13 protein-coding genes and 3 pseudogenes are annotated in these 20,444 nt (G+C 70.0%); 8 read left to right on the top strand and 8 right to left on the bottom strand.

Going from position 1 to position 20,444, the window contains the following annotated elements:
- Window positions 1–304: 304 nt before the first annotated feature.
- From CRP56_RS41120 to CRP56_RS41130, 3 genes are read right to left on the bottom strand one after another with little or no spacing between them, the layout of a single operon-like run.
- Window positions 305–1,834: an acyl-CoA synthetase gene (locus CRP56_RS41120; RefSeq protein WP_097272981.1), complete on the bottom strand. Its 1,530-nt coding sequence runs from the start codon at window positions 1,832–1,834 to the stop codon at window positions 305–307.
- 26 nt (window positions 1,835–1,860) lie between these two features.
- Window positions 1,861–2,433, bottom strand: a complete 573-nt coding sequence (locus CRP56_RS41125) for a flavin reductase family protein (protein WP_097272983.1) — start codon at window positions 2,431–2,433, stop codon at window positions 1,861–1,863.
- Window positions 2,430–3,671, bottom strand: coding sequence for an acyl-CoA dehydrogenase family protein (locus CRP56_RS41130; protein WP_101924612.1), 1,242 nt, complete (start codon window positions 3,669–3,671; stop codon window positions 2,430–2,432). The genes CRP56_RS41125 and CRP56_RS41130 overlap by 4 nt, the downstream gene beginning before the upstream one ends.
- Before the next feature lie 228 nt (window positions 3,672–3,899).
- Between CRP56_RS41130 and CRP56_RS41135 the strand changes: the two genes are divergently transcribed.
- Entirely contained in the window at window positions 3,900–4,805 is a 906-nt protein-coding gene (locus tag CRP56_RS41135; RefSeq protein WP_101924613.1) for a LysR family transcriptional regulator, read from the top strand.
- 6 nt (window positions 4,806–4,811) lie between these two features.
- Here the strand turns inward: CRP56_RS41135 and CRP56_RS41140 are convergent.
- The 3 genes and pseudogenes from CRP56_RS41140 to CRP56_RS41150 form a co-directional block, all read right to left on the bottom strand.
- Window positions 4,812–5,844: pseudogene (locus CRP56_RS41140) on the bottom strand (maleylacetate reductase).
- Window positions 5,837–6,245: pseudogene (locus tag CRP56_RS41145) on the bottom strand (FAD-dependent monooxygenase); the annotation flags it as partial. The pseudogenes CRP56_RS41145 and CRP56_RS41140, both read right to left, overlap by 8 nt.
- On the bottom strand, window positions 6,242–7,339 hold the full coding sequence (locus CRP56_RS41150; RefSeq protein ID WP_179851244.1) for an alpha/beta hydrolase: 1,098 nt from the start codon (window positions 7,337–7,339) through the stop codon (window positions 6,242–6,244). The pseudogene CRP56_RS41145 and the gene CRP56_RS41150, both read right to left, overlap by 4 nt.
- Before the next feature lie 90 nt (window positions 7,340–7,429).
- Here CRP56_RS41150 and CRP56_RS47810 point away from each other — a divergent pair, with 90 nt between their 5' ends.
- Window positions 7,430–7,588, top strand: a complete 159-nt coding sequence (locus CRP56_RS47810) for a hypothetical protein (protein ID WP_179851245.1) — start codon at window positions 7,430–7,432, stop codon at window positions 7,586–7,588.
- Window positions 7,589–7,720: 132 nt separating this feature from the next.
- Window positions 7,721–7,978, top strand: a pseudogene (locus CRP56_RS41155) (ATP-binding protein); the annotation flags it as partial.
- Window positions 7,979–8,048: 70 nt separating this feature from the next.
- On the opposite strand, the gene CRP56_RS41160 reads toward CRP56_RS41155, so the two are convergent.
- Window positions 8,049–10,070, bottom strand: a complete 2,022-nt coding sequence (locus CRP56_RS41160) for an NADPH-dependent 2,4-dienoyl-CoA reductase (RefSeq protein WP_097272989.1) — start codon at window positions 10,068–10,070, stop codon at window positions 8,049–8,051.
- A 253-nt stretch (window positions 10,071–10,323) separates the two neighbouring features.
- Here CRP56_RS41160 and CRP56_RS41165 point away from each other — a divergent pair, with 253 nt between their 5' ends.
- From CRP56_RS41165 to CRP56_RS41175, 3 genes are all read left to right on the top strand, one after another.
- On the top strand, window positions 10,324–12,918 hold the full coding sequence (locus tag CRP56_RS41165; RefSeq protein ID WP_097272991.1) for a flavin-containing monooxygenase: 2,595 nt from the start codon (window positions 10,324–10,326) through the stop codon (window positions 12,916–12,918).
- 227 nt (window positions 12,919–13,145) lie between these two features.
- Window positions 13,146–13,901, top strand: coding sequence for an SDR family NAD(P)-dependent oxidoreductase (locus tag CRP56_RS41170; protein ID WP_097272993.1), 756 nt, complete (start codon window positions 13,146–13,148; stop codon window positions 13,899–13,901).
- A gap of 270 nt (window positions 13,902–14,171) precedes the next feature.
- On the top strand, window positions 14,172–16,517 hold the full coding sequence (locus CRP56_RS41175) for an ATP-binding protein (RefSeq protein ID WP_097272995.1): 2,346 nt from the start codon (window positions 14,172–14,174) through the stop codon (window positions 16,515–16,517).
- 92 nt (window positions 16,518–16,609) lie between these two features.
- Here CRP56_RS41175 and CRP56_RS41180 read toward each other — a convergent pair whose 3' ends face one another.
- Entirely contained in the window at window positions 16,610–18,103 is a 1,494-nt protein-coding gene (locus CRP56_RS41180) for a long-chain-fatty-acid--CoA ligase (RefSeq protein ID WP_097272997.1), read from the bottom strand.
- Window positions 18,104–18,256: 153 nt separating this feature from the next.
- Here CRP56_RS41180 and CRP56_RS41185 point away from each other — a divergent pair, with 153 nt between their 5' ends.
- Window positions 18,257–19,423, top strand: a complete 1,167-nt coding sequence (locus tag CRP56_RS41185) for a PucR family transcriptional regulator (protein ID WP_097272999.1) — start codon at window positions 18,257–18,259, stop codon at window positions 19,421–19,423.
- A gap of 63 nt (window positions 19,424–19,486) precedes the next feature.
- Complete coding sequence (locus tag CRP56_RS41190; RefSeq protein WP_097275006.1) at window positions 19,487–20,392, top strand: LysR family transcriptional regulator; 906 nt, start codon at window positions 19,487–19,489, stop codon at window positions 20,390–20,392.
- Window positions 20,393–20,444: the final 52 nt, after the last annotated feature.

The raw sequence follows: 20,444 nt of genomic DNA on the forward strand, positions 1-20,444 counted from the left end.
ACCGGCGCGCCGGCGGGGACCGCTCCCTCGCCGGCGCCGGTGTCGCACGCACTCGGTGCGATCTGCCTGATCAAGTCGCCCTCGCGTCAGCATGCGCCCTGTCGGGACTGCCGCAGCGGCTGGCCACACTGGCTGATCCGCGGCACCCACGCGGGAAGCGTCACCCGTTTGTGAGCATGCTGCTGATCGCGTGCTCGGCCGTACTGGACCCGGCCGGGCCCGGCACCCCGACAAGGCCGGCGCGGTGGTGGTCAGCCGTTCATCTCAACCGTGCTGGATTCGTGCGTTTTCGGGTCCCCTGGCCTCATGCCTCCTCGGCGCCGCGGGCCGGCATTGAGCCGTACTGGCTGCGCAGGCGGGCCTTGAGGATCTTGCCGGTGGCGTTGCGGGGGAGGGTATCCACAAGGACGACCGACTTGGGGAGCTTGTACTTGGCGAGTCGGCCGGACAGTGAGTTCATGATGTCGTCGGGCGACACGTCGGAGCCCGCGCGGGGCACGACCAGCGCTCTGCCGACCTCGCCCCATCGTTCGTCGGGTACGCCGATCACCGCGCATTCGGCGACCGCGGGATGCTGGTGGAGGAGTTGCTCGACCTCGGCCGGATAGACGTTCTCCCCGCCGGAGATGTACATGTCCTTGATCCGGTCGACGATCGTGACGTACCCCTCCTCGTCGACGGTGGCCGCGTCTCCGGAGCGGAACCAACTTCCGTCCACGAAGACGTCCTTGGTCGCTTCGGGCCACTGCCAGTAGCCCTTCATCACGTTGGGGCCTTCGATGATCACCTCGCCGACCTCGCCCGGTGCGACATCGGTGAGGTCGGGCCGCACCACGCGTACGTCGGTGAAGAAGCAGGGCGTGCCGGCCGAGCCGGCCTTGCGGATGCTGTCCCGTGTGCGCAGGCCCAGCGCGGCGGGGGCGGTCTCGGTCAGGCCGTACGCCTGGAGGAAGGTCAGGCCACGGTCCTGGTAGGTGTGGATGAGGGCCTTGGGGACGGGTGCCGCCGCGCACTGCAGGATCCGGATCGACGACAGGTCGGCCGTCGCCCACCGCGACGACCGGGCCATGGCCTGGTACATCGCGGGCACGCCGAACATCCTGGTCACCCGGTGCTCGGCGATGACATCGAGCACCCTGTCCGGGTCGAAGCCGCGCATCAGCACCGACGTCCCCCCTTTGAGGAAGCCCGGCAGGAAGACGGTGTTGAGGGCGGCGGTGTGGAACATCGGTGCCACCACCAGAGCGACGTCGTCGGAGGCGATGTCCCCGTCCAGCAGCATGTTGAAGCAGTTCCAGGCGATGTTGGCGTGGGTCAGCATGACGCCCTTGGGGCGGCCGCTGGTGCCGGAGGTGTACTGGATCATGCACACGTCGTCCAGGCCGACCGTCTCGTCCAAAGAGTTGTCCGGCGCGCTCGCGAGCAGCTCCTCGTACGCCTTCCCCACCTCGACGTAGTGCTTCACCTCGACGTCGTCCCTGAACGCGTCGACGACGTCGGTGAGTTCAGCCGCGAACACCAGCACCAGCGCTCCCGAGTCGCCGAGGATGAAAGCCAACTCAGGTGCCGCGAGGCGGGTGTTGAGCGGTACGAAGACGGCGCCCAGCGCGTTCGCGGCGAACAGGGTCTCCGCCAGGGCCGGGTGGTTCGCGCCCAGGTAGGCCACCCGGTCGCCGTGGCCGACCCCCAGGGCCCGCAGGGCGTGAGCGAGCCGCGTCACGCGGGCGGCCAGCTCTCCGTAGGACAGGGATCCACCGTCGTGCACGACGGCGGTGGCCTCCGGCGCCATGCGGGCGCGCCGCGCGGGCCACGAGCCGAGCCCTTGATTGCGCATGGTGCGTCTTTCCCTTCTCAGAGCTCTCAGAGCCAGTCGGGCCATGTGTAGTCGGCCGAGTCGTCGTGGTCCCGGCGGGGCGGCAACGGGGCGAGCCGCCCCCGGGAGAAGACCAGCGGCGAGACGCCGGTCTTCTCCACCCCGAGTTCCCGGACGCGGCCGAGGACGAAGTAGTGGTCGCCGAGGCTCCACACGTCGGCGATGTCGCAGTCGATCCAGGCGGCGACGCCCGCCAGGACGGGGCTGCCCGAGGGCGCGCCGCGCCACGGGTGGCGGTCGAAGACGTCGGGGGCCTTGGCGCTGACATCCCGGCACAGGCCCTCCTGGCCGGCGGCCAGCACGTTCACGCAGAAGGCGCCGCCGGCCATGATCCTCGGCCAGGTGGTGGAGGAGCAGCCGGGGAAGAACGCGACGAGCGGGGGGTCGAGGGACACCGAGGTGAACGAGCCGATGACCATGCCGACCGGGGTGCCGTCGGGTTCCTTCGCCGTGACCACCGTGACACCCGTCGGGTAGTGGCCGAGCACGTGCCGGAACCGGCCGGGGTCGTCCGCCGCGCCGCCGCCGGGCGTCGTCGCGGCGGACGTCGGCCGGTTCACGCCGGGTTCTCCACGCCGAGCAGCAAGCGGGCGTATCCCGTGGCCCACCAGCTGTGCTGGGCGTTGGCGTGCGTCTTGTACGTGGCGACGTCGCGCAGGTACCGCTGCATGCGCTGGCCGTTCGCCAGCGCGCTGGAGCCACTGGCCGAGGCCAGCATCTCGACGGCCTGGCAGGCGAGTTGGCCGGACTGCCGGGCCGTGAGGGAGAGGGCCTGGTCGTCCAGTTCGGAGAAGGGCTCGCCCCCTGCCAGGCCCCGGGCCGCGTAGGCGGTGTAGTCGTCGGCGACCGACAGGATGATCCGCTGCGCGCTGTCGGCCAGGGCCGTGGCCAGGCCGAGGTTGCGCTGGTGTTCCGGATCGTGGCTGCGCGGCTTGAAGGGCGGCAGCGGGCTGTTCTTGGTGGTGATGATCCGCTGGTACTCGTCGACCGCGGCCCAGGCGGTGCCCGCCACGATCGAACACAGCTGGATGTTGAAGAACGTCATCAGCCGGCCCGCGTACATGGGGTTGTCGTGCAGTTCCACACCCGGCCCGTCGGTGGCGTCGTTCGCCGCGACGTAGGTCCTGGACACGTACTCGTACGGTACGAGGACGTCCTCGGCCACGACGCTGTTGGAGCCGCTGCCGCGGAAGCCCAGGATCTCGCCCCAGTTGTCGAGCATCCGCCAGCCGGAGGGCACGAGCACCAGGCCCGGCGTGGGCATGCCGCCCTCCTCGTCGATGATGAGCACGCCACCCAGGAAGTGCGTGGAGACGTTGACTCCGGAGGAGTAGTCCCAGCGGCCGTTGACCCGGTACCCGTCGGGGGTCCTCGTCGCGGTGGCGCTCGGGGCCACCGGCAGCGGGGCGCGGAAGTCGCCGTCCGGCCCGAACACCTCGCGCTGGGTGCTCTCGGGGAAGCGGCCGGCCACCACCAGGCTGTGGGAGGCGGCCAGGCACAGGTTCCAGCCGCTGGACGGGCAGCCGCGGGCCACTTCGGTGACCATCCGGGAGTAGGTCCGCAGGTCGAACTCGTACCCGCCGAAGCGGCGTGGCTGGAGGGACCGGTAGAAACCCGCTTCCAGGAACGCCTTGTGTGTGTCCTCGGAGATACCGGTCCGCTGTTCGGTCTCGTCCTGATGATCACGTAGCCAGGACCTCATGCCGGCGGCCCGGCGCACCAGTTCCTCCGGTGTCAGGTCCGGCTCCGGCTGCGGAATCTCGATGATTTTCTCGGCTGCATCGGTTGTCTCGGACAATTCGCACCCCATCCACTGATGTTCTGGGTCGGCCTGAAGCGAGTGTTGGCAGCGCGGCGGAGGACCGTCCAATGCCGGTAACCGGGGGCTTGATGAGTGCCGTGCATCACAGCAGGTCGGCTGGGGTGACGGGAATGCCGCACATTTCTGCCTGGTGACGTGCGGGGAAGCGCGCTGTAACCTGGCGCGGACCACAACGCCGTGGACCACGCCTTTCTGGAGGGCTGAGTGGAACTCCGGAGCCTGCGCCATTTCTCGGCGCTCGCCGAGACCTTGAATTACCGGGTCGCCGCCGAGCGTCTGCACCTCACCCAGCCCGCGCTGACGCGCTCGATCGCCGCCCTCGAGCGTGAGCTGGGCATCCAGCTCTTCGACCGCGACAAACGGCATGTGGCGCTCACCGCCGACGGCGCGGAGCTGCTCGAACGGGCGGGCGAGGTGCTGGCCGATGCCGACCGGCTCGCCGCCGCCGCGGGCGCCATCAGGGCCAGGCGGCGGGACGAGGTGCGGGTCGCGCTCTACGGGGTGGCCCTCGCGGAGCTGACGCATCCGGTCATCGAGGCGTTCTGCGAGCGGTATCCCAGAGCCACGATCCGGGTGCACGAAGCGGACTTCCACCAGGGGCAAGCCCCGCTGCTGGCCGGCGAGTGCGACGTGGCGCTGTTGTGTCTGAACGTCGACATGCCGGGCCTGACACGCGTACCGATCTTCACCGAGCCCGTTTCCCTCGCGCTGTGGAAGGGGCATCCGCTGGCCTCGGCCGCCGCGGTGGACATGACCGAGGTCTACGACCAGCCCTGGGTCACCCCCCACCCGGGCGACGACTTGTGGGTGGGGGGACGCCACAGCGACGACGACGCCCCGACAGTCGGCTCCCACGCCCGCTCGGCCCTGGACATGGCCTCGAAGATCGCCTACCAGCGCATGGTGGGACTGATCCCCTTGTCGGGCGCCCGGATGTTCCCGCCACACCCGGGAGTGGAGGCCGTCGCTCCGAAAGAGTCCCTCAGCGCGGTGGCCGCGGTCGCCTATCCGGAGACGGGCCACTCGCCCGCCGCCCCGGCGTTCGCCGAGGTCGCACGCCGGGTGGCCCGACGTGCGAGCGGCGTTCCGTACGCCGAACTCGCCCGGTAGAAGCGGTCAGCCGCCGTACGGCGGCTCGCCCGCCCAGGCCGTGTGCAGGACGGCGCGCAGATCGTCGGCGGAGGCCGGGGATTCGCGTACGGCGCCCCGAGAGCGACGTCGACCGCACGGTCCACGTCGGCGGCGGTCAGGCCGAGGTCGGCGAGCGATCGCGGGAGGCCCAGCCGCTCGCCCAGCTTGTGCAACTCCCGTACCGGATCCGGGACATCGAACGCCCGGCGCAGCGCCGCCAGTGCCTCGGGAACGCAGGCGCGTTGAACGCCAGCACATGGGGCAGGACGACGGCGTGTCTCTCGGCGTGCGGCAGGTCGAAGGTGCCGCCGAGCACATGGCAGAGCTTGTGGTGCAGCCCCATGGTGGTCGCGCCGAGACAGGCACCGCACAGCCACGCTCCGTACAGCGCGCGGCTGCGCGCGTCATGCCCCGAGGGGTCGGCGACGATCTCGGGAAGGGCCGCGGCCAGCGCCCGCACACCCTCCTCCGCCATGAGGGAGACGATCGGAGTGGAGTCCGGGGCGTACAAAGCCTCGACGGCGTGCGCGATCGCGTTCATACCGCTCGTCGCAGACCCCACGGGCGGCATGGTGAGCGTGAGCAGCGGGTCGTACACGACGCTGCGCGGCAACACCTTCGGCTCGCGCCCGGTGCGTTTGACCGCGCCCTCGGTCAGGCCCCGGACCGGTGTCATCTCCGATCCGGCGTACGTCGTCGGGACGGCGACGTACGGCAGTCCGGTGCTGAGCGCGACGGCCTTGGCCAGGCCGGTCACGGAACCGCCGCCGACCGCCACGCAGCCGTCGGCCCGGACTTCGCGAGCCGCCTCGACGGCCAGGTCGGCGACCTCCACCGGGACGTGCGTCACCGCCCCTGCGTGCAGCCCGGCGCAGGCGTCGCCGAGAGACGCGGCGACGGCACGGGCCGTGTCCAGGCCATGGTCGTCGCACAGCACGAGGACGCGGCGCAGGCCGAGAAGCGCGACCTCGTCGGGCACCGCGTCCGGGACGGCACCCGACCGGAAGAGGACGCGCATCGGCCGCGTTCACGAGCACCGGTTCCATGAGGTGCTGCGGCATGTCGCACATGCGGGTGGGGCTCGCCAGTTCGTGCGCGGCCTGCACGAGCGGTTCGTTGCCCCAGGACCTCAGCCGGCCGTGCTCCTCACCCGCGACGGCGGTGCGGAAGACGGTGTTGCCCATCAGGTGCCGCGGGGTGGCCTGGGCGATCACATCTTCTTCGACACCCAGGTCACGCAGCACTGCCATGGTGCGCTGGTTGGTGATGTGCGCCCGGGGTGTGTCCGTGAGGGGGTGAGTAGTGGGTGCCCATGAGGTGCGGCCCGCCATAGGTGCTCAGGGCCAGTACGGCGCTCGCTCCGGCGGGCCCGCTGCCCGCGATGAGCACCTCGGTCTCGACAGTCGGCACGGTTGTCATCGGGACGTTTCCTCGGTTGCCGCCAGTCGCTTGTCCAGCCAGCTCATCAGTGCCTCGGCCACGTCGTCGGAGTTCTTCTCGCCCATGGGCAGGTGACCATTGCCCATGAGCCCCAGGTCCGCCAGGCGCAGCAACTCGACGTCGGCACCGGCCTGGGCGAGGTAGTCGGCGACACCGTGTTGGAACGGCGCGAACGGCGAGGTGTCGGCCGCGACCACGGCGATCGGGAAGCCCTGGAGCCCTGGCAGGGACCGCACGGGGCCGGCCTGTTCGTCCTGGACGAGGCAGTCCTGCAGCCCGTCGCCCCCGGCCTCGCGCAGCCGGAGACGCAGTTCCTCCGGGTTCCGCGCCGGCGGATCGTAAGCGATCGGGGCCGCGGTGAGCCCCCACTCCAGCTTTCCGAGGCCGGGCAGTTCGATGAACGGCGGCCCGATCGGCTCGATGGAGACAACGGCCTTCACCAGTCCGGGCCGGGCATCGGCGACCAGCCAGCCGAACGGCGCCCCCATGGAGTGGGTGATCAGCACGGCCGGTCCGATACGGTCCAGCAACTCGGCCCCGCAGCGCCGCATCTGCTCCTCGTTCTCGGCGAAGGTGGGCAGGGTCGGGCCCTGGCTCGCCATCAACTGGTCCAGCGCGGAGTCGTCGCCGACCTCGCCGCTGCCGGGCCACTGGCTGCCGGGTCGTCCCGCCCCGTCGCAGAACAGCCAGCGGATGAACTCGTACGTCGGCGCCGCGCCCTCGATGGGCCCGAGGACGTCGGGGTGGTACGGGGAGCGCCCGTGACCTGGACGGTCGACCACGTACACGGCGAAACCGGCCTGGAGGAACCGGGTGGCCCAGCCGGGGCGCCCGTCCGGCGTCGACAGGTAGTCCGTGCCCTGGCCGCCGCCCCCGTGGACCATCACCACAGGCAGCGGATGCCGGAGATCGGCCGGGATCTGGTACTGGACGTACATCGCGGCCTCGGCGGCGGTCCCGGCCTCGGTCGGCTTGCGTCCGACACCGACCCAGAACGCGCCTTGCTCGCTGATCGTCAACGGCGAGGCGGCACGGGCCGGCTCGGTGGTTCCGGGTGGTGGGGAGATGGTCATCGGCGAACCTCCGTCACGGCGTCTGCGCCCATGCCCAGCACTATTGGTGACCGGCTCCGGGGCGGTCCAATGCCGGTTGGGGACGCCGTGATGCATGGCGCTCATCAGCAGCCCGGAGGGCGGCTCCATCCGCGGGAGGGTGCGCGTGGCGGCGAGGACGACCAGGGCGTCGGTGTAGAGCGCGGCCTCCAGCTGCTCGGCGACCGTCAGTTTGTGCTGCGGGTCGCGGCCGGCGAGGAAGTGGCCTGATGGACAAGACGGTGGCCACCGCCCACGAGGCGGTGGCCGACATAGAGGCACGGGAGCGCTACGACGCGGAGCACTAGGCCTCCGAGGACGCGCCTGCTCGATCATGTGACTGTTTGACCGGTGGCTCGTTGGGTCAGCGAGCTGGTGACCAATGCGATTCGCTATGGCGCGGAGCCGATCCGGCTCCGGCTGATCAGGGAACGGAGTCTGATCTGCGAGGTCTCCGACGGCTGCAGCACCAGCCCTCACCTGCGCCGGGCCCGCACCTTCGACGAAGGCGGCCGTGGGCTCTTCATGATCGCCCAGCTCGCTCGCCGCTGGGGCACCCGCTATTCCATGACCGGCAAGACGATCTGGGCGGAACAGGAGCTTGACGAACTGATCCCATGACGCGGTCGTCGAGGTGCGAAGTCGCCGAAGGTACATCGCGGACCGGCCGGAGTACCGAGACGGCTCGGCGTCAGAGCGTCGCCCCCAGTTCCGTGCCCTGGCGGATCGCCCGCTTGGCGTCGAGTTCTGCGGCGAGGTCCGCGCCGCCGATGAGGTGGGCCGGCAGCCCGGCCTCACGCAGTTCCTCGTAGAGGCTTCGGTTGGGTTCCTGGCCCGTGCACAGGACGACCGTGTCGACCGGGATCACTCGCTCCTCGCCGTCGACCGTGACGTGCAGGCCCTGATCGTCGATGCGCCGGTACGTCACTCCCGCGACCATGGTGACCCCGCGGTGCTTCAGCTCGGCCCGGTGGATCCACCCCGTGGTCGCGCCCAGACCGGCGCCGACCTTGCTGGTCTTGCGCTGGAGGAGGTGAACGGTACGCGGCACCGTGGGCCGCTCAGGGCGCCCCAGTCCGCCACGCGTGCGGTATTCGGTGTCGACGCCCCAGCGTCGGAAGTAGACGTCCGGACGGCGGCTGGCCTCGTCGCCCGGGTCGGTCAGGTAGAGCGCGGTGTCGAACCCGATACCGCCCGCCCCGAGGACCGCCACCCGCTCGCCCACCGGCACCTGGTCGCGTAGCACGTCCAGGTAGCTGACGACATTCGGGCGATCCCGGCCCGGGATGTCGGGAATGCGGGGGGCGACGCCCGTCGCGACGACGACCTCGTCATAGGCGCCCTCTGCCAGCGCCTCGGCGGTGATCTTCGTGCCGAGGCGGACGTCCACGCCGTGTTCGTCGAGCTGGACGCGGAAGTAGCGCAGGGTCTCGTTGAACTCGTCCTTGCCCGGGACCCGCCGGGCGATGTTGAGCTGGCCGCCGATCTTGTCGTTGGCGTCGAACAACGTGACGTCGTGGCCGCGCTGGGCGGCCGTCACCGAGACCGCCAGCCCGGCCGGACCTGCCCCGACCACGGCCACGCGCTTGCGGCGGCGCGTCGGGGACAGCACCAGCTCCGTCTCGTAGCCGGCCCGCGGATTGACCAGACAGGAGATCGTCTTCTCGCTGAAGCCGTGGTCCAGGCACGCCTGGTTGCAGCCGATGCACGTGTTGATCGTGTCAGGGCGTCCGGCGCGTGCCTTGGCGACGAAGTCCGGGTCGGCAAGGAACGGACGGGCCATCGAGACCATGTCCGCTCTGCCTTCCGCCAGCAGTTCCTCCGCGACCTCTGGGGTGTTGATGCGGTTGCTGGTCACCAGGGGGACGGAGACGACTCCCTTCAGGCGCTGAGTGATCCATGAGAACGCGCCGCGCGGCACCGAGGTCGCGATGGTGGGGACGCGTGCCTCGTGCCAGCCGATCCCCGTGTTGATGATCGTGGCGCCGGCCGCCTCCACCGCCTTGGCGAGCGTGACCACCTCGTCCAGGGTGCTGCCGTCCGGGACGAGGTCGAGCATGGACAGGCGGTAGATGAGGATGAAGTCGGGGCCGACCCGTTCGCGCACGCGACGGACGATCTCCAGGGGGAACCGGACCCGGTTCTCGTAGGTGCCTCCCCAGCGGTCGGTGCGGTGGTTGGTGGCCGGGGCGATGAACTCGTTGATCAGGTAGCCCTCGGACCCCATGATTTCGACGCCGTCGTAGCCGGCCGTCCTGGCGAGTGCGGCCGCACGGACGAACGCCTCGACCGTCTCCTCGATCTCGTCATCGGTCAGCACATGCGGCACGTATCTGCTGATCGGCGCCTGGAGCGCGCTGGGGGCGACCAGATCGGGGTGGTAGGCGTACCGGCCGGTGTGCAGGATCTGCATCGCGATCCGGCCCCCCTCGCGGTGCACCGCCTCGGTGACGAGCGTGTGCTGCTCGGCCTCAGCCTCGGTGGTGAGCTTGGCGCTTCTGGGGAAGGCCCGACCTCGCTCATCCGGGGCGATCCCGCCCGTGACGATGAGCCCGACGCCGCCGCGGGCCCGCTCCGCGTAGAAGGCGGCCATCCGCTCGAAACCGTGCTCGGCCTCTTCCAGGCTCAGATGCATCGAGCCCATCAGGACACGGTTCGGCAGGGTCGTGAACCCCAGGTCGAGCGGGCTCAGCAAGTGAGGGTAAGGGGACATCGGCAGGGCTCCTGCTCCTGAGTCGTGCTGCGGCATGCAAGCAGTTTTATGACCCCGGAACGTTTATGCAATCAGTTGCAAAAGATCGACGGAGTCTCGCGAATCCGGCTGCTCACCCCGTTCACCAGCGGCTTCGCAACTGAACCGGGTCGCCGCAGCCGACCGTCCCGACAGAAGACAGGTAGGGGATCAGGTATGCCATCAGGTATCCCTACCCGTAGCCCTCGCAACGTGCTGAACCCAGAGTCGGTACATGGACGAAACACATGTCGACGCAGTCATCGTGGGTGCCGGCTTCTCCGGCCTCTACGCCACCCACCGCCTCCGCAACCAGCAGGGCCTGTCGGTTCAGTCCTTCGAGGCGGCCTCGGGGCCGGGCGGCGTCTGGCACTGGAACCGGTACCCCGGCGCGCGCTGCGACTTCGAGAGCATCTTCTACTCCTTCTCCTTCGACGAGGACCTGCAGCGGGAGTGGCGCTGGAAAGAGCGGTACGCCGCGCAGCCGGAGATCCTGGCCTACCTGGAGCATGTGGCCGACCGGTTCGACCTGCGCCGCAGCTACCGGTTCAGCACGCGCGTCACGTCTGCGGTCTGGGACGACGCCGCTCAGCGCTGGGTTGTCGGCACGGACGACGGCCGCGTCACCATCGCGCGGTTCTTCATCAACGCGGCCGGCGCCTTCTCGGTGAACAAGCCGAACGACTTCCCGGGCCAGGAGACGTTCCGAGGCACAGTCGTCCACACCAGCCGGTGGCCGGCCGACGGCGTCGAGCTGGCCGGCAAGCGTGTCGCCGTGATCGGCACCGGCTCGACCGGTATCCAGGTCATCCAGACGATCGCCCCGCAGGTCGCCGAACTGACCGTGTTCCAGCGGACCGCGAACTTCGCCTGTCCCCTCGGGAACCGTCCGCTCACCGATGAGGAGTTCGAGCAGACCGTCGCCGATTACCCGAGGCTGCGGGAGGAGTCGCGCAACAGCCTGGCCGGCGCCGCGTACCCGCGCGCCACACGCTCCGCGATGGCGGACAGCCCCGAGGAACGCCGCAAGACGTACGACACGTACTACAACGGCGGCGGCTTCCGGATGCTCGCGTCCACCTACTTCGACCTGATCTTCAATCCGGCCGCCAACGAGACGGCGGCGGACTACATCCGGGACCGGATCCGGGAGCGGGTCAAGGACCCGAAGACCGCGGAACTGCTGACTCCGAAGGGGCACCCGTACGGCGCCAAGCGCGCCACGTTCGAGACGAAGTACTTCGAGACGTTCAACCTGCCGAACGTGCGTCTCGTCGACGCCAAGACGACCCCGATCGAGCGGATCACCGAGAAGGGCATCGCCACCACGGCCCAGGAATACGAGTTCGACGTGATCGTGCTCGCCACGGGCTTCGACGTGGGCGCGGGCGCCCTGATGCGGATGGGCGTGGTGGGCCGCGACGGCCGGAAACTGATCGACCACTGGGCCGACGGGCAGCGCGCGTACATCGGTATGGCCAACCACGGGTTCCCGAACCTGTTCCACGTCAACGGGCCGCAGGGCGCGGCGGCCCTCTTCAACAACCCGATCGCCATCGAGGACAGCGTCGACTTCATCGCCGACCTCATCGCCTATACGGACGCGCACGGTCACCGGACGGCCGAGGTGACGGCCGCGGCCGAGGACCGGTACAACGAGGTGGTCGCGGAGGTCGCCGAGGTGACGCTGTTCCCCAAGGCGGTCACCTGGTACATGGGCGACAACATTCCGGGCAAGCCGCGGAGGCCGCTCTCGCTGTTCACCGGTGCGCCGATGTACCGCGCCATCTGCGCGGAGGTCCAGGCGACCGAGTACGCCGGTTTCTCGCTCGACGGGGACGCGCGAGACCTGCCGAACTCGATCAAGATCGACGGTGCGGCGGTCTTCCTCCTCGCCGGCCTGATGAACATGGGCGCCAAGTCGCTCGAGGAGTCCTCCTTGGAGGAGATCCGAGGCGCCATCGAGACCTTCAAGCACCTGCAACTGCCGGTTCCCTCGGATGTCGGCATCACCGACACCCAGTACCAGACCGACGGTGGTGAGCGGACGGTGCGTTTGTACCGGCCGCCCGTCGAGGGCCCGCTGCCCGTCGTCGTCTTCCTCCACGGCGGCGGCTGGGTCGCCGGCAGCCTGGACCTGTACGACGAGCCCTGCGCGTCCCTGGCCCGGCGCCTCGGCGCTCTCGTCGTGTCCCCGGACTACCGGCTCGCCCCCGAGCACCCGTTCCCGGCGGCGATCGACGACACGATGGCGGCGCTGCGCTGGGCGGCGGAGAACATCGCCGCGTACGGCGGCGACCCGGAGCGGATCGCGGTGGGTGGCGAGAGCGCCGGTGCGAACCTCGCCGCGGTGGCCGCGCTGCGCACCCGGGACGAGGGCGGACCGCGCCTTGCCGCCCAGGTCCTCGTCACTCCGCCCACCGACTTCACGGCTGACACCGTGTCCCGCAGGATCTTCGCGCGCGGCCCGGTCATCTCCACCGAGCTGGGCGGGCGCATGGCGGCCTGGTATCTCGGCGATCCTGCCCACGTGACGTCGTCCTGGGCCGCCCCGGCACATGCCCAGGACCTGTCGAACCTGCCGCCCGCACTCGTGGTCACCATGGAGATCGATCCGCTGCGTGACGAGGGCGAGGACTACGCGCGAGCGCTGACGGAAGCCGGTGTGCCGACCGTCTGCAAGCGCCTCGACGGTCTGATCCACACTACGTTCATCCTCTCCGGCTCGATCCCTCGCGCCGCCGAGATCCAGGACGCCATCAGCGACTTCCTCGCGCCGCTGCTGTCGGCCAAGGCCGGGACGGAGAAGGCCGAAGCGCTCCTCGGCTGAGCAGGCCCGGCGCGTTCACGGCGCACGAGCCGTGAGCGACGTGTGCCGATTGCTTGCCCGGCGCCTGGCCGGGCCTGTGCCCCGCGCGGCATCGATGGCTTGATGCCCACGGGGCACCGCTTCTGACGCTCGCTCATCGCACGCCAGGGACACCTGCCACCGTCCGGCGTGCGAGGGCGGATCACCACAGCACGATCACCATGACGCAGACCGGAGAGGAAAACAGCATGACCGGAATTCTGGAGGGCAAGCGTGCGCTGCTGACCGGCGCGCACCGGGGCATCGGCCGGGCGGTCGCCGAAGCGTTCGTCGCCGCCGGTGCCCGCGTCGTGATCGCCGACATCGAGGGGGCCGACAAGGCAGCTCTGGAGATCGGCCACGACACCGTCGGCGTCACCTGCGACGTCCGCTCCGGCGACAGCGTGGCCGCGGCGGTCGCCGAGGCCACGCGTGCCCTGGGCGGACTCGACGTGCTGGTCAACAACGCCGGTGTCGAGTGCTTCGGTCTCCTCCACGAACTGACCGAGGACGAGTTCGATCGGATGTACTCGGTCAACCTGCGGGGTACCTGGCTGGTCTACAAGCACGCGGTTCCCGCGCTGACGGACGGCGGCGGCGCGATCGTCAACCTCGCCTCGCTGGCCGGCGTCGTCGGGTTCCCCCTGCTCGGCGCCTACGCGGCGGTCAAGGCCGGTGTCGTGCGCATGACCGAGGTGATGGCGCTTGAGCTGCGCGACCTTGGCGTGCGAGCCAACGCGATCTGTCCCGGCTTCATCGAGACCCCCATGATCGAGCGCGCCTTCACAGAGTTCGAGGCCGCCAGCGGAACGCCGCTGAAGGATCTGATCACCCTGGGGCAGGGACGGCTCGGCACACCCGGGGAAGTGGCTTCGCTGGCCACCTACCTGGCCTCGGAGGGCGCCTCGTTCGTCAACGGCACCGCCACCGTGATCGACGGGGGAATGAACGTGCGGCGGCTGTGAGAGGGCTGATCTGCGCACCGCCGGCGCACCCGTGCTCACCGGCGGTGTCAGGTGCCGAGGCTCTTGGCGAACCTGAGGGCGGCGACCATCACTCATCGGACCGGGACGGCCCAGGTCCCTGGTGAACCCGATGTTCACGTCACCGGAGAGACGGAGGCCCGGCGGGCCGCCGCCGGGGCGGGGCCGAAGGCTGCGATCGCCGGTGTTCGCGAGAATTGATCACACCCGCGAGGGTGTGGTGTTCGGGTTGGACTCGCCTAGGATCTCTGCATGACTAGCGCCCAGGCCTCTCAACGAGGAGGGAACCGGGTCGGTCCGTCTCTGAATCGCTTGATCGCGCGCAGGAGCGATCTCGACGTCGCACAGCGGACACTTTCCGAATCCAGGCTGCTGACCTTCGTCGGGGCAGGCGGTGTGGGTAAGACGCGGCTGGCCCTGGAATTGGCCTATCGAGCTCGCAACGGTTTCCCCGACGGCGCGTGGCTGGTCCGACTGGCCGATCTGAGCATCGGTGCAGGGGGCGCGGAGGTGGAGTCCGCGGTGGTCAGCGCCCTGGACGTCAACGATCAGTCCGCCACGCAGCCGCGTGAGAAGCTGCTGTCCTTCTTGAGCAACCGCAAACTGCTGCTGGTTCTGGACAACTGCGAGCACGTGCTGGATTCCGTGCGGGCGGCGGTGCCGGTCATGCTGCGCGAGGCTCCGCAGCTGCGCGTGGTGGCCACGAGCCGGGAACCCCTCGGTGTCGAGGGAGAGGTGCTGCGGCCGGTGCTGCCACTGAGCGTGCCCGAACCGGCCACCCCGGCTGCGCAGCTGATCGCGGACGGGTCGGTCAGCCTGCTGGTGGAGCGGGCGCGTGCCGTCGATCCCGAGTTCGATGTCACCGAGGACAACGCTGAGGCCGTGGTCGAGCTGTGCCGACTGCTGGAAGGCATGCCGCTGGCCATCGAGCTGGCAGCAGCGAAGCTGCGAGCACTGACCGTCGAGCAGGTGGTGGAACGGTTCGGCCGACGACTGGCGTCGTTGACCGCGCTGGATGCCGAGTCCCGGTCGCGGCACGGATCACTGCGGGCGATGGTGGACTGGAGTTACCAGCTCTGCCCGCAGACCGCGCAGATCCTCTGGCGCCGTTTGTCGGTGTTTCCCGCGACCTTCGATCTTGAGCTCGCTGAAGAGGTCTGTGCCTTTGGCGAACTGCACCCCGACGACGTCGTCGATTCCATCGAGCGTCTGGTCGGGCAGTCCATCCTGCTCGCCGAGCGCGACGCCGGCACCATGCGGTACCGCCTGCTCGCTCCGGTCCGTGAGATCGCGGCCGAACACGCCGTACAGGCCGGCGAAGCGGACGAGTTGCGGCGCAGACATCGCGACGTGATGCTGCGCCGGGCCCAGTGGGTCCTCGACCAGTGGTGCGGTCCCCGGCAGGAGGGCCTGCTGGAGCGGATGCGCCTGGAGCACGCGGACCATGTCGCAGCGGTGCAGTGGAGCCTCTCCACTCCGGGGGAGGAACGAGCCGCTCTGCGCCTGATGGCACGGCTGCGCTACCACTGGCTGTCCGGAGGGTTCCTCGCCGACGGCCGGACGCGGATGGAGGCGGCGCTCGCCGCGGTCACCGCGCCGTCGCCGGAGCGGGCCGAGGGCGTGTGGGTGATGATCTGGATCGCGTTGATCCAGGGGGACCACCACAGCGCCGCACGGTGGCTCACCACACTTGCGGACCTCGCTGAGGAACTGGACGATCCCGGCGTGAAGCTGCGTGTCACCCACTGGGGGGCGCTGTGGGCGCTCTTCACCGGAGACGCAGACACCGCGGTGCAGGGCTTGCGGACCGCTGTCGACGGACACCGCGACCGCGGTGATCGTGAGTTGGAACTCGCCGCTCGCTATATGCTCGCCACCGCGCTCGCCTGCGCCGGCCAGGCAGCCGAGGCCGTGGAGATCAGCCGCAGCACGGTGGCGTTGTGCGAGACGTACGGAGACAGGTCCGGCCGCGCCTTCTCCCTCTGGGCTGCGGGCCTGGCCGAGTGGACGTTGGGCCACCTGGAGGAGGCGGAGCGAGCGGCCCGTGCGGCACTGCGGATTCAGCTCCGGTCCGAAGGGATCGGCGTCGCTCTGTGCACCGACCTGCTGGCCTGGGTGGCCTACGACCGTGGTGAGGTGGACCGCGCGGCCGCCCTGTGCGAGGCGGCACGGCGAGTGTGGCGTTCCCTCGGAACGTCGATCGCCGCATTCGGGCCGCAGGTGTCGGAGTTCGCGGAACGCCACTGCGCCCACCGGCCCGATCTGCCGGGTTCCGGGGGTGGCGAGCTCTCCGTTCCTCGGTGGCGCCTGCGGGACGTGATCGATCTGGCCCTGGGCGCCGAGGGGAGTACGGCCGTGGCCCGGCGCTCCGATGCCACCGAGCCACTCACCAAGCGGGAGCTGGAGGTCGCCGCCCTGATCGAATCCGGCTTGTCCAACCGGGAGATCGCCCATCGGCTGGTGATCGCGAAGCGCACCGCTGACGGTCACGTCGAGCGGATCCTCGCCAAGCTCGGGTTCACCTCGCGGGCCCAGATCGCCGCGTGGATGGCCCGCCGACGCGCCCAGTTCGCCGGGCGTACGGGCGGGATCGGATAGCGCCGACCGCACCCCGCTCCGACCGCTGTCGCCAGGCAGACGTGAGGGCCCCCGAGCCGCCACAGCTGCTCGGAGGCCCTCACCCCGTGTCCTCAGACGCTGGATGCGGTGATCTCCCGCTTGAGGATCTTGCCGGTGGGCCCGGTCGGCAGGGAGTCGGTCAGCCACACGCGGCGCGGGTACTTGTACGCCGCCACCCGCTCCTTGACGAACCTCTGCAGTTCCTCCGGCGTGGCCTGCGCACCGGGGCGCAGGACGACCGCCGCGGCCACCTCCTCGCCGAGCTTGTCGTCCGGCACGCCCACGACGGCGGCCAGGGCGACGGCGGGGTGCTCGTGCAGGACCTCCTCGATCTCGCGCGGATAGACGTTGTAGCCGCCCCGGATGATCAGGTCCTTCTTGCGGTCGACGATGTACAGGTCACCGTCCTCGTCCCGCCGGGCCATGTCACCGGTGCGGAACCAGCCGTCGGAGATGGCCGCCGCCGTCTCCTCGGGACGGTTCCAGTAACCCTTCATCACATTCGGGCCGCGTACGACCAGCTCGCCCACCTCGCCCATGGCCACTTCCTGTCCGTCGGCGTCCAGCAGCCGTACCTCGACGTCACGGACGGGCGTCCCCACCGAACCGGGCTTGCGCAGGCGGTCAGGGCGGCAGAAGGAGACGGCGGGGCTCGTCTCGGACAGGCCGTAGGCCTCCAACACCATGCAGCCGAAGTGGCGCTCGAAGCCGTGCAGGATCTCCACCGGCAGCGCGGCCCCGCCCGAGATGCAGGTACGCAGGGCGGACACATCCACGTTCGCGGCAGCGGGGTGCTGCAGCAGCGCCGCGTACATGGTGGGGACGCCCTCGAACACGGTGGCGCCCTCGCGAGCGAGAATGTCGAGCACGGTCTCCGCGTCGAACCGGGGGACGATCACGAGCAGAGCGCCACTCTTCACCGCGGCGTTGAGGGTGGCGGTCTGGCCGAAGATGTGGAAGAGCGGCAGGCAGCCCACCACCACGTCGTCCGAGGCCATCCTGGCCAGGTCGGTGACGATGATCTCGGTGTTGTGGCGCAGGTTCGCATGGGTCAGCGAGGCGCCCTTGGGGCGGCCGGTGGTGCCGGAGGTGTAGAGCAGGACCGCGATGTCGTCCCCGTCGACCGCGGCGACCTGGCGATCGGGCTCGTGCCGCCCGAGACGCTCGGCGAAGTCGGCGGGCTCGACGACCAGGTGCCGCACGCCGGCGGCGGCAGCGCCCTTGTCGCCCTCACCTGGCGCCTCGTGCCACTCGAAGAGCAGCACGGCACCACAGTCACCCAGGTGGTAGGCGACCTCCCGCTCCTTGAGCAGCGGGTTCAGCGGCAGGACTATGCCGCCGGCGCGCAGGATGCCGTAGTAGAGGATGACGAACTCGGGTGAGCTGGGCAGCATCAGGGCCACCCGGTCGCCGGGCCGGACCCCCTCGGCGCGCAGTAGTGCGGCGGCTCGGGCGCTCGCCTCGTCCAGCTCCGCGTAGCTGATGGTCGCCGCTCCCAGCCGCAGCGCGGGGCGCTCCGGCTGTCGGGCGGCCGTCGCCACCAGGAACTCCGCGAGATTGGGCATGCCTGTCTCCTCTTGCGACTACGTGCATCGCGCGTCCCAGCGATGCTTGGCGGCATGCTGCCGCCCGTAATGATGAGCGTCTATGGCGGCACATACAGCATCGCTGTGGACTGCTTGTTCCCAGGAACAAGGACACCGCCATAAGCTGCGGAGATGGACCTCTCCGATGTCGCTTCGGTGCTGCAGGAGCGCCTTCACGAAATCAGTGAGGCGTTGGCGGTGCGCATTCGTGCCGAGGTTGATTCCTACGCCGATGATTCTGTTGTTCCCAGGGAATCGCTTCGATTTTCCCTCGAAAGCAATGCGCGCGTCGTTCTGGCGTATTTGGCCGAGGGCAACGAGCCCGACGTACACCCGGCACGCGAGACCGGGCGGATCCGCGCCGAGCAAGGCGTCCCGCTGGCGGAAACGCTGCACGCCTACCGGACCGCGTTCGACTCCCTCTGGGCGCAGATCCTCGACGAGGCCCGGCAGCACCCCGAGATCGATCAGGCGCAGCTGTCAGCCGGGTCCTCGGAGATCTGGGTGCTGTTCGGCCGATACGCGGAGGTGCTCGCCACCGCATACCGGGAGACCTCCGCCGAGTTGAGTCGGCAGCGGGAGGCGAGACGTTCAGCAGTGGTCGAGGCCCTGTGCAGGGGTGACATCGCGGACCGTGTCGGCCTCGACGACGCGGCTCGCCATCTCGGGCTGCCCCAGGAGGGACCGTATGCGGTGGTGGTGGCCACGGCTCCCGGAGCGAAGGAGGAACCGTTGCCCGGGATCGAGGCGGCGTTGCGCGAGGCTCAAGTGTCCTCGGCCTGGCGGCTGCTGCCGGATCAGCAGATCGGCCTCCTGTCCCTCGCCGTGCCGGACGCCGAGACGCGGAGCCTGCGGACCCTGCGGCGGCGCCGCGCCCGGGTCGGGATCAGCCCTCTCTTCGACTCACTCAGCGACACCCCCCAGGCATTGCGGTTCGCACGGCTGGCGCTCACCGGGCTGCCCGGGGAGTCGGCGGGCGTGGCCCGCTTCGACGACCGTCCGCTGGCTATGGTCGTCGCGGCGGCGCCCGAGGAGGCGACACGCCTGGCGCGCCTCGTCCTGGAACCCGTGCTCGCTCTGCCCCCGCAGGACCGGACGCGTCTCCTGGAGACTCTTGGCCACTGGTTCGCCGCGGGCGGTCGGGCGCCGGACACGGCGGAGCGTATGTTCCTGCATCCGAACACCGTCCGTTACAGGCTGCGCCGGGTGGAGGAACTGATCGGTCGCCCCCTGTCCGATCCCCGCACCCTGGCCGATCTGGGGCTGGCGCTTGAGGCTTTGCGTGCCCTTCCTCGCTGATCAGCCTGTACGGGCCGGGAGCATCGGAGAGAGGGCGTCAAGTGCCCACCTATGCTCCCCAGCATGGAACTACGGCACATCCGGTACTTCGTCGCCGTCGCCGAGGAGTGCCACTTCGGGCGCGCCGCGGAACGTCTGCACATCGCCCAGCCTCCGCTGTCGCAGCAGATCAAACAGCTGGAGACGGAACTCGGCGTACAACTTCTGACTCGGTCGACCCGCCGGGTAGAACTCACACCCGCCGGTGCCCGGTTCCTGGAGCGGGCGCGCGGCATCCTCGCCGCGGTGGACGCCGCCGCGGACGAGACAGGGCTCGTCGCCTCCGGCCTGGTCGGCAAGCTAGCCATCGGTTTCACCGGTTCGGCGACGTACGAGCTGCTGCCGGCGGTGGCCCGAGCGCTGCGCGAGGAGTTCCCGGGGATCGAGCTGGAGCTCAAGGGGGAGATGCTGACACCACGCCAGGTGGAAGCGCTGCACGACCGGTCCCTGGACATCGCCTTCCTGCGCCCCCCGGTACGCGACCCCGAGCTGAACGTGCTGGTGTTCCGTCGGGAACCGCTCATCGCGGTGCTGCCGGAGGGGCACGAACTCGCTGGCCGGAAGAGCGTGCCGCTGGCCGAGCTGCAGACCGAACCGTTCATCTGTTACCCCTCCCAGCATCGATCGGTGGTGTATGACGCCGTCTTCGATGCCTGCCAGCGAGCGGGCTTCCATCCTTCGGCGGTGCAGGAGGTGGCCGAGACCTCGACCCTCGTTGCCTTTGTCGCCGGTGGTCTCGGCGTCGCGCTCGTGCCCGCCTCGGTGCGGCACCTGCACATCACGGGGGCCACATACCGGCCCCTGTCGGGCACGACCGAGGAGGTCGAGCTGGCCGTCGCGACCCGAGCGGGCGAGGACTCCGCGCTGCTCGCCCGGGTGATGCCCCGCCTGCGGTGGCTGCTGGGCGGCGGCCGACCTGCCGCCCGCTGACGGCCCGGACCTGCTCTGACGTGTCGTGGGTCTCTGTACTGCCACGACGGCC

The sequence above is a fragment of the Streptomyces sp. TLI_55 genome (assembly GCF_900206255.1).
Classification (GTDB): domain Bacteria; phylum Actinomycetota; class Actinomycetes; order Streptomycetales; family Streptomycetaceae; genus Streptomyces; species Streptomyces aquilus.

Bases quoted from the DNA above. Each gene is read 5' to 3' on its own strand.
- CRP56_RS41170 (WP_097272993.1), top strand. From the start codon at position 13,146: ATGACCGGAATTCTGGAGGGCAAGCGTGCGCTGCTGACCGGCGCGCAC.
- CRP56_RS41165 (WP_097272991.1), top strand. From the start codon at position 10,324: ATGGACGAAACACATGTCGACGCAGTCATCGTGGGTGCCGGCTTCTCC.
- CRP56_RS41120 (WP_097272981.1), bottom strand. From the start codon at position 1,834: ATGCGCAATCAAGGGCTCGGCTCGTGGCCCGCGCGGCGCGCCCGCATG.
- CRP56_RS41160 (WP_097272989.1), bottom strand. From the start codon at position 10,070: ATGTCCCCTTACCCTCACTTGCTGAGCCCGCTCGACCTGGGGTTCACG.
- CRP56_RS47810 (WP_179851245.1), top strand. From the start codon at position 7,430: ATGCATGGCGCTCATCAGCAGCCCGGAGGGCGGCTCCATCCGCGGGAG.
- CRP56_RS41150 (WP_179851244.1), bottom strand. From the start codon at position 7,339: ATGACCATCTCCCCACCACCCGGAACCACCGAGCCGGCCCGTGCCGCC.
- CRP56_RS41175 (WP_097272995.1), top strand. From the start codon at position 14,172: ATGACTAGCGCCCAGGCCTCTCAACGAGGAGGGAACCGGGTCGGTCCG.
- CRP56_RS41185 (WP_097272999.1), top strand. From the start codon at position 18,257: ATGGACCTCTCCGATGTCGCTTCGGTGCTGCAGGAGCGCCTTCACGAA.
- CRP56_RS41190 (WP_097275006.1), top strand. From the start codon at position 19,487: ATGGAACTACGGCACATCCGGTACTTCGTCGCCGTCGCCGAGGAGTGC.
- CRP56_RS41180 (WP_097272997.1), bottom strand. From the start codon at position 18,103: ATGCCCAATCTCGCGGAGTTCCTGGTGGCGACGGCCGCCCGACAGCCG.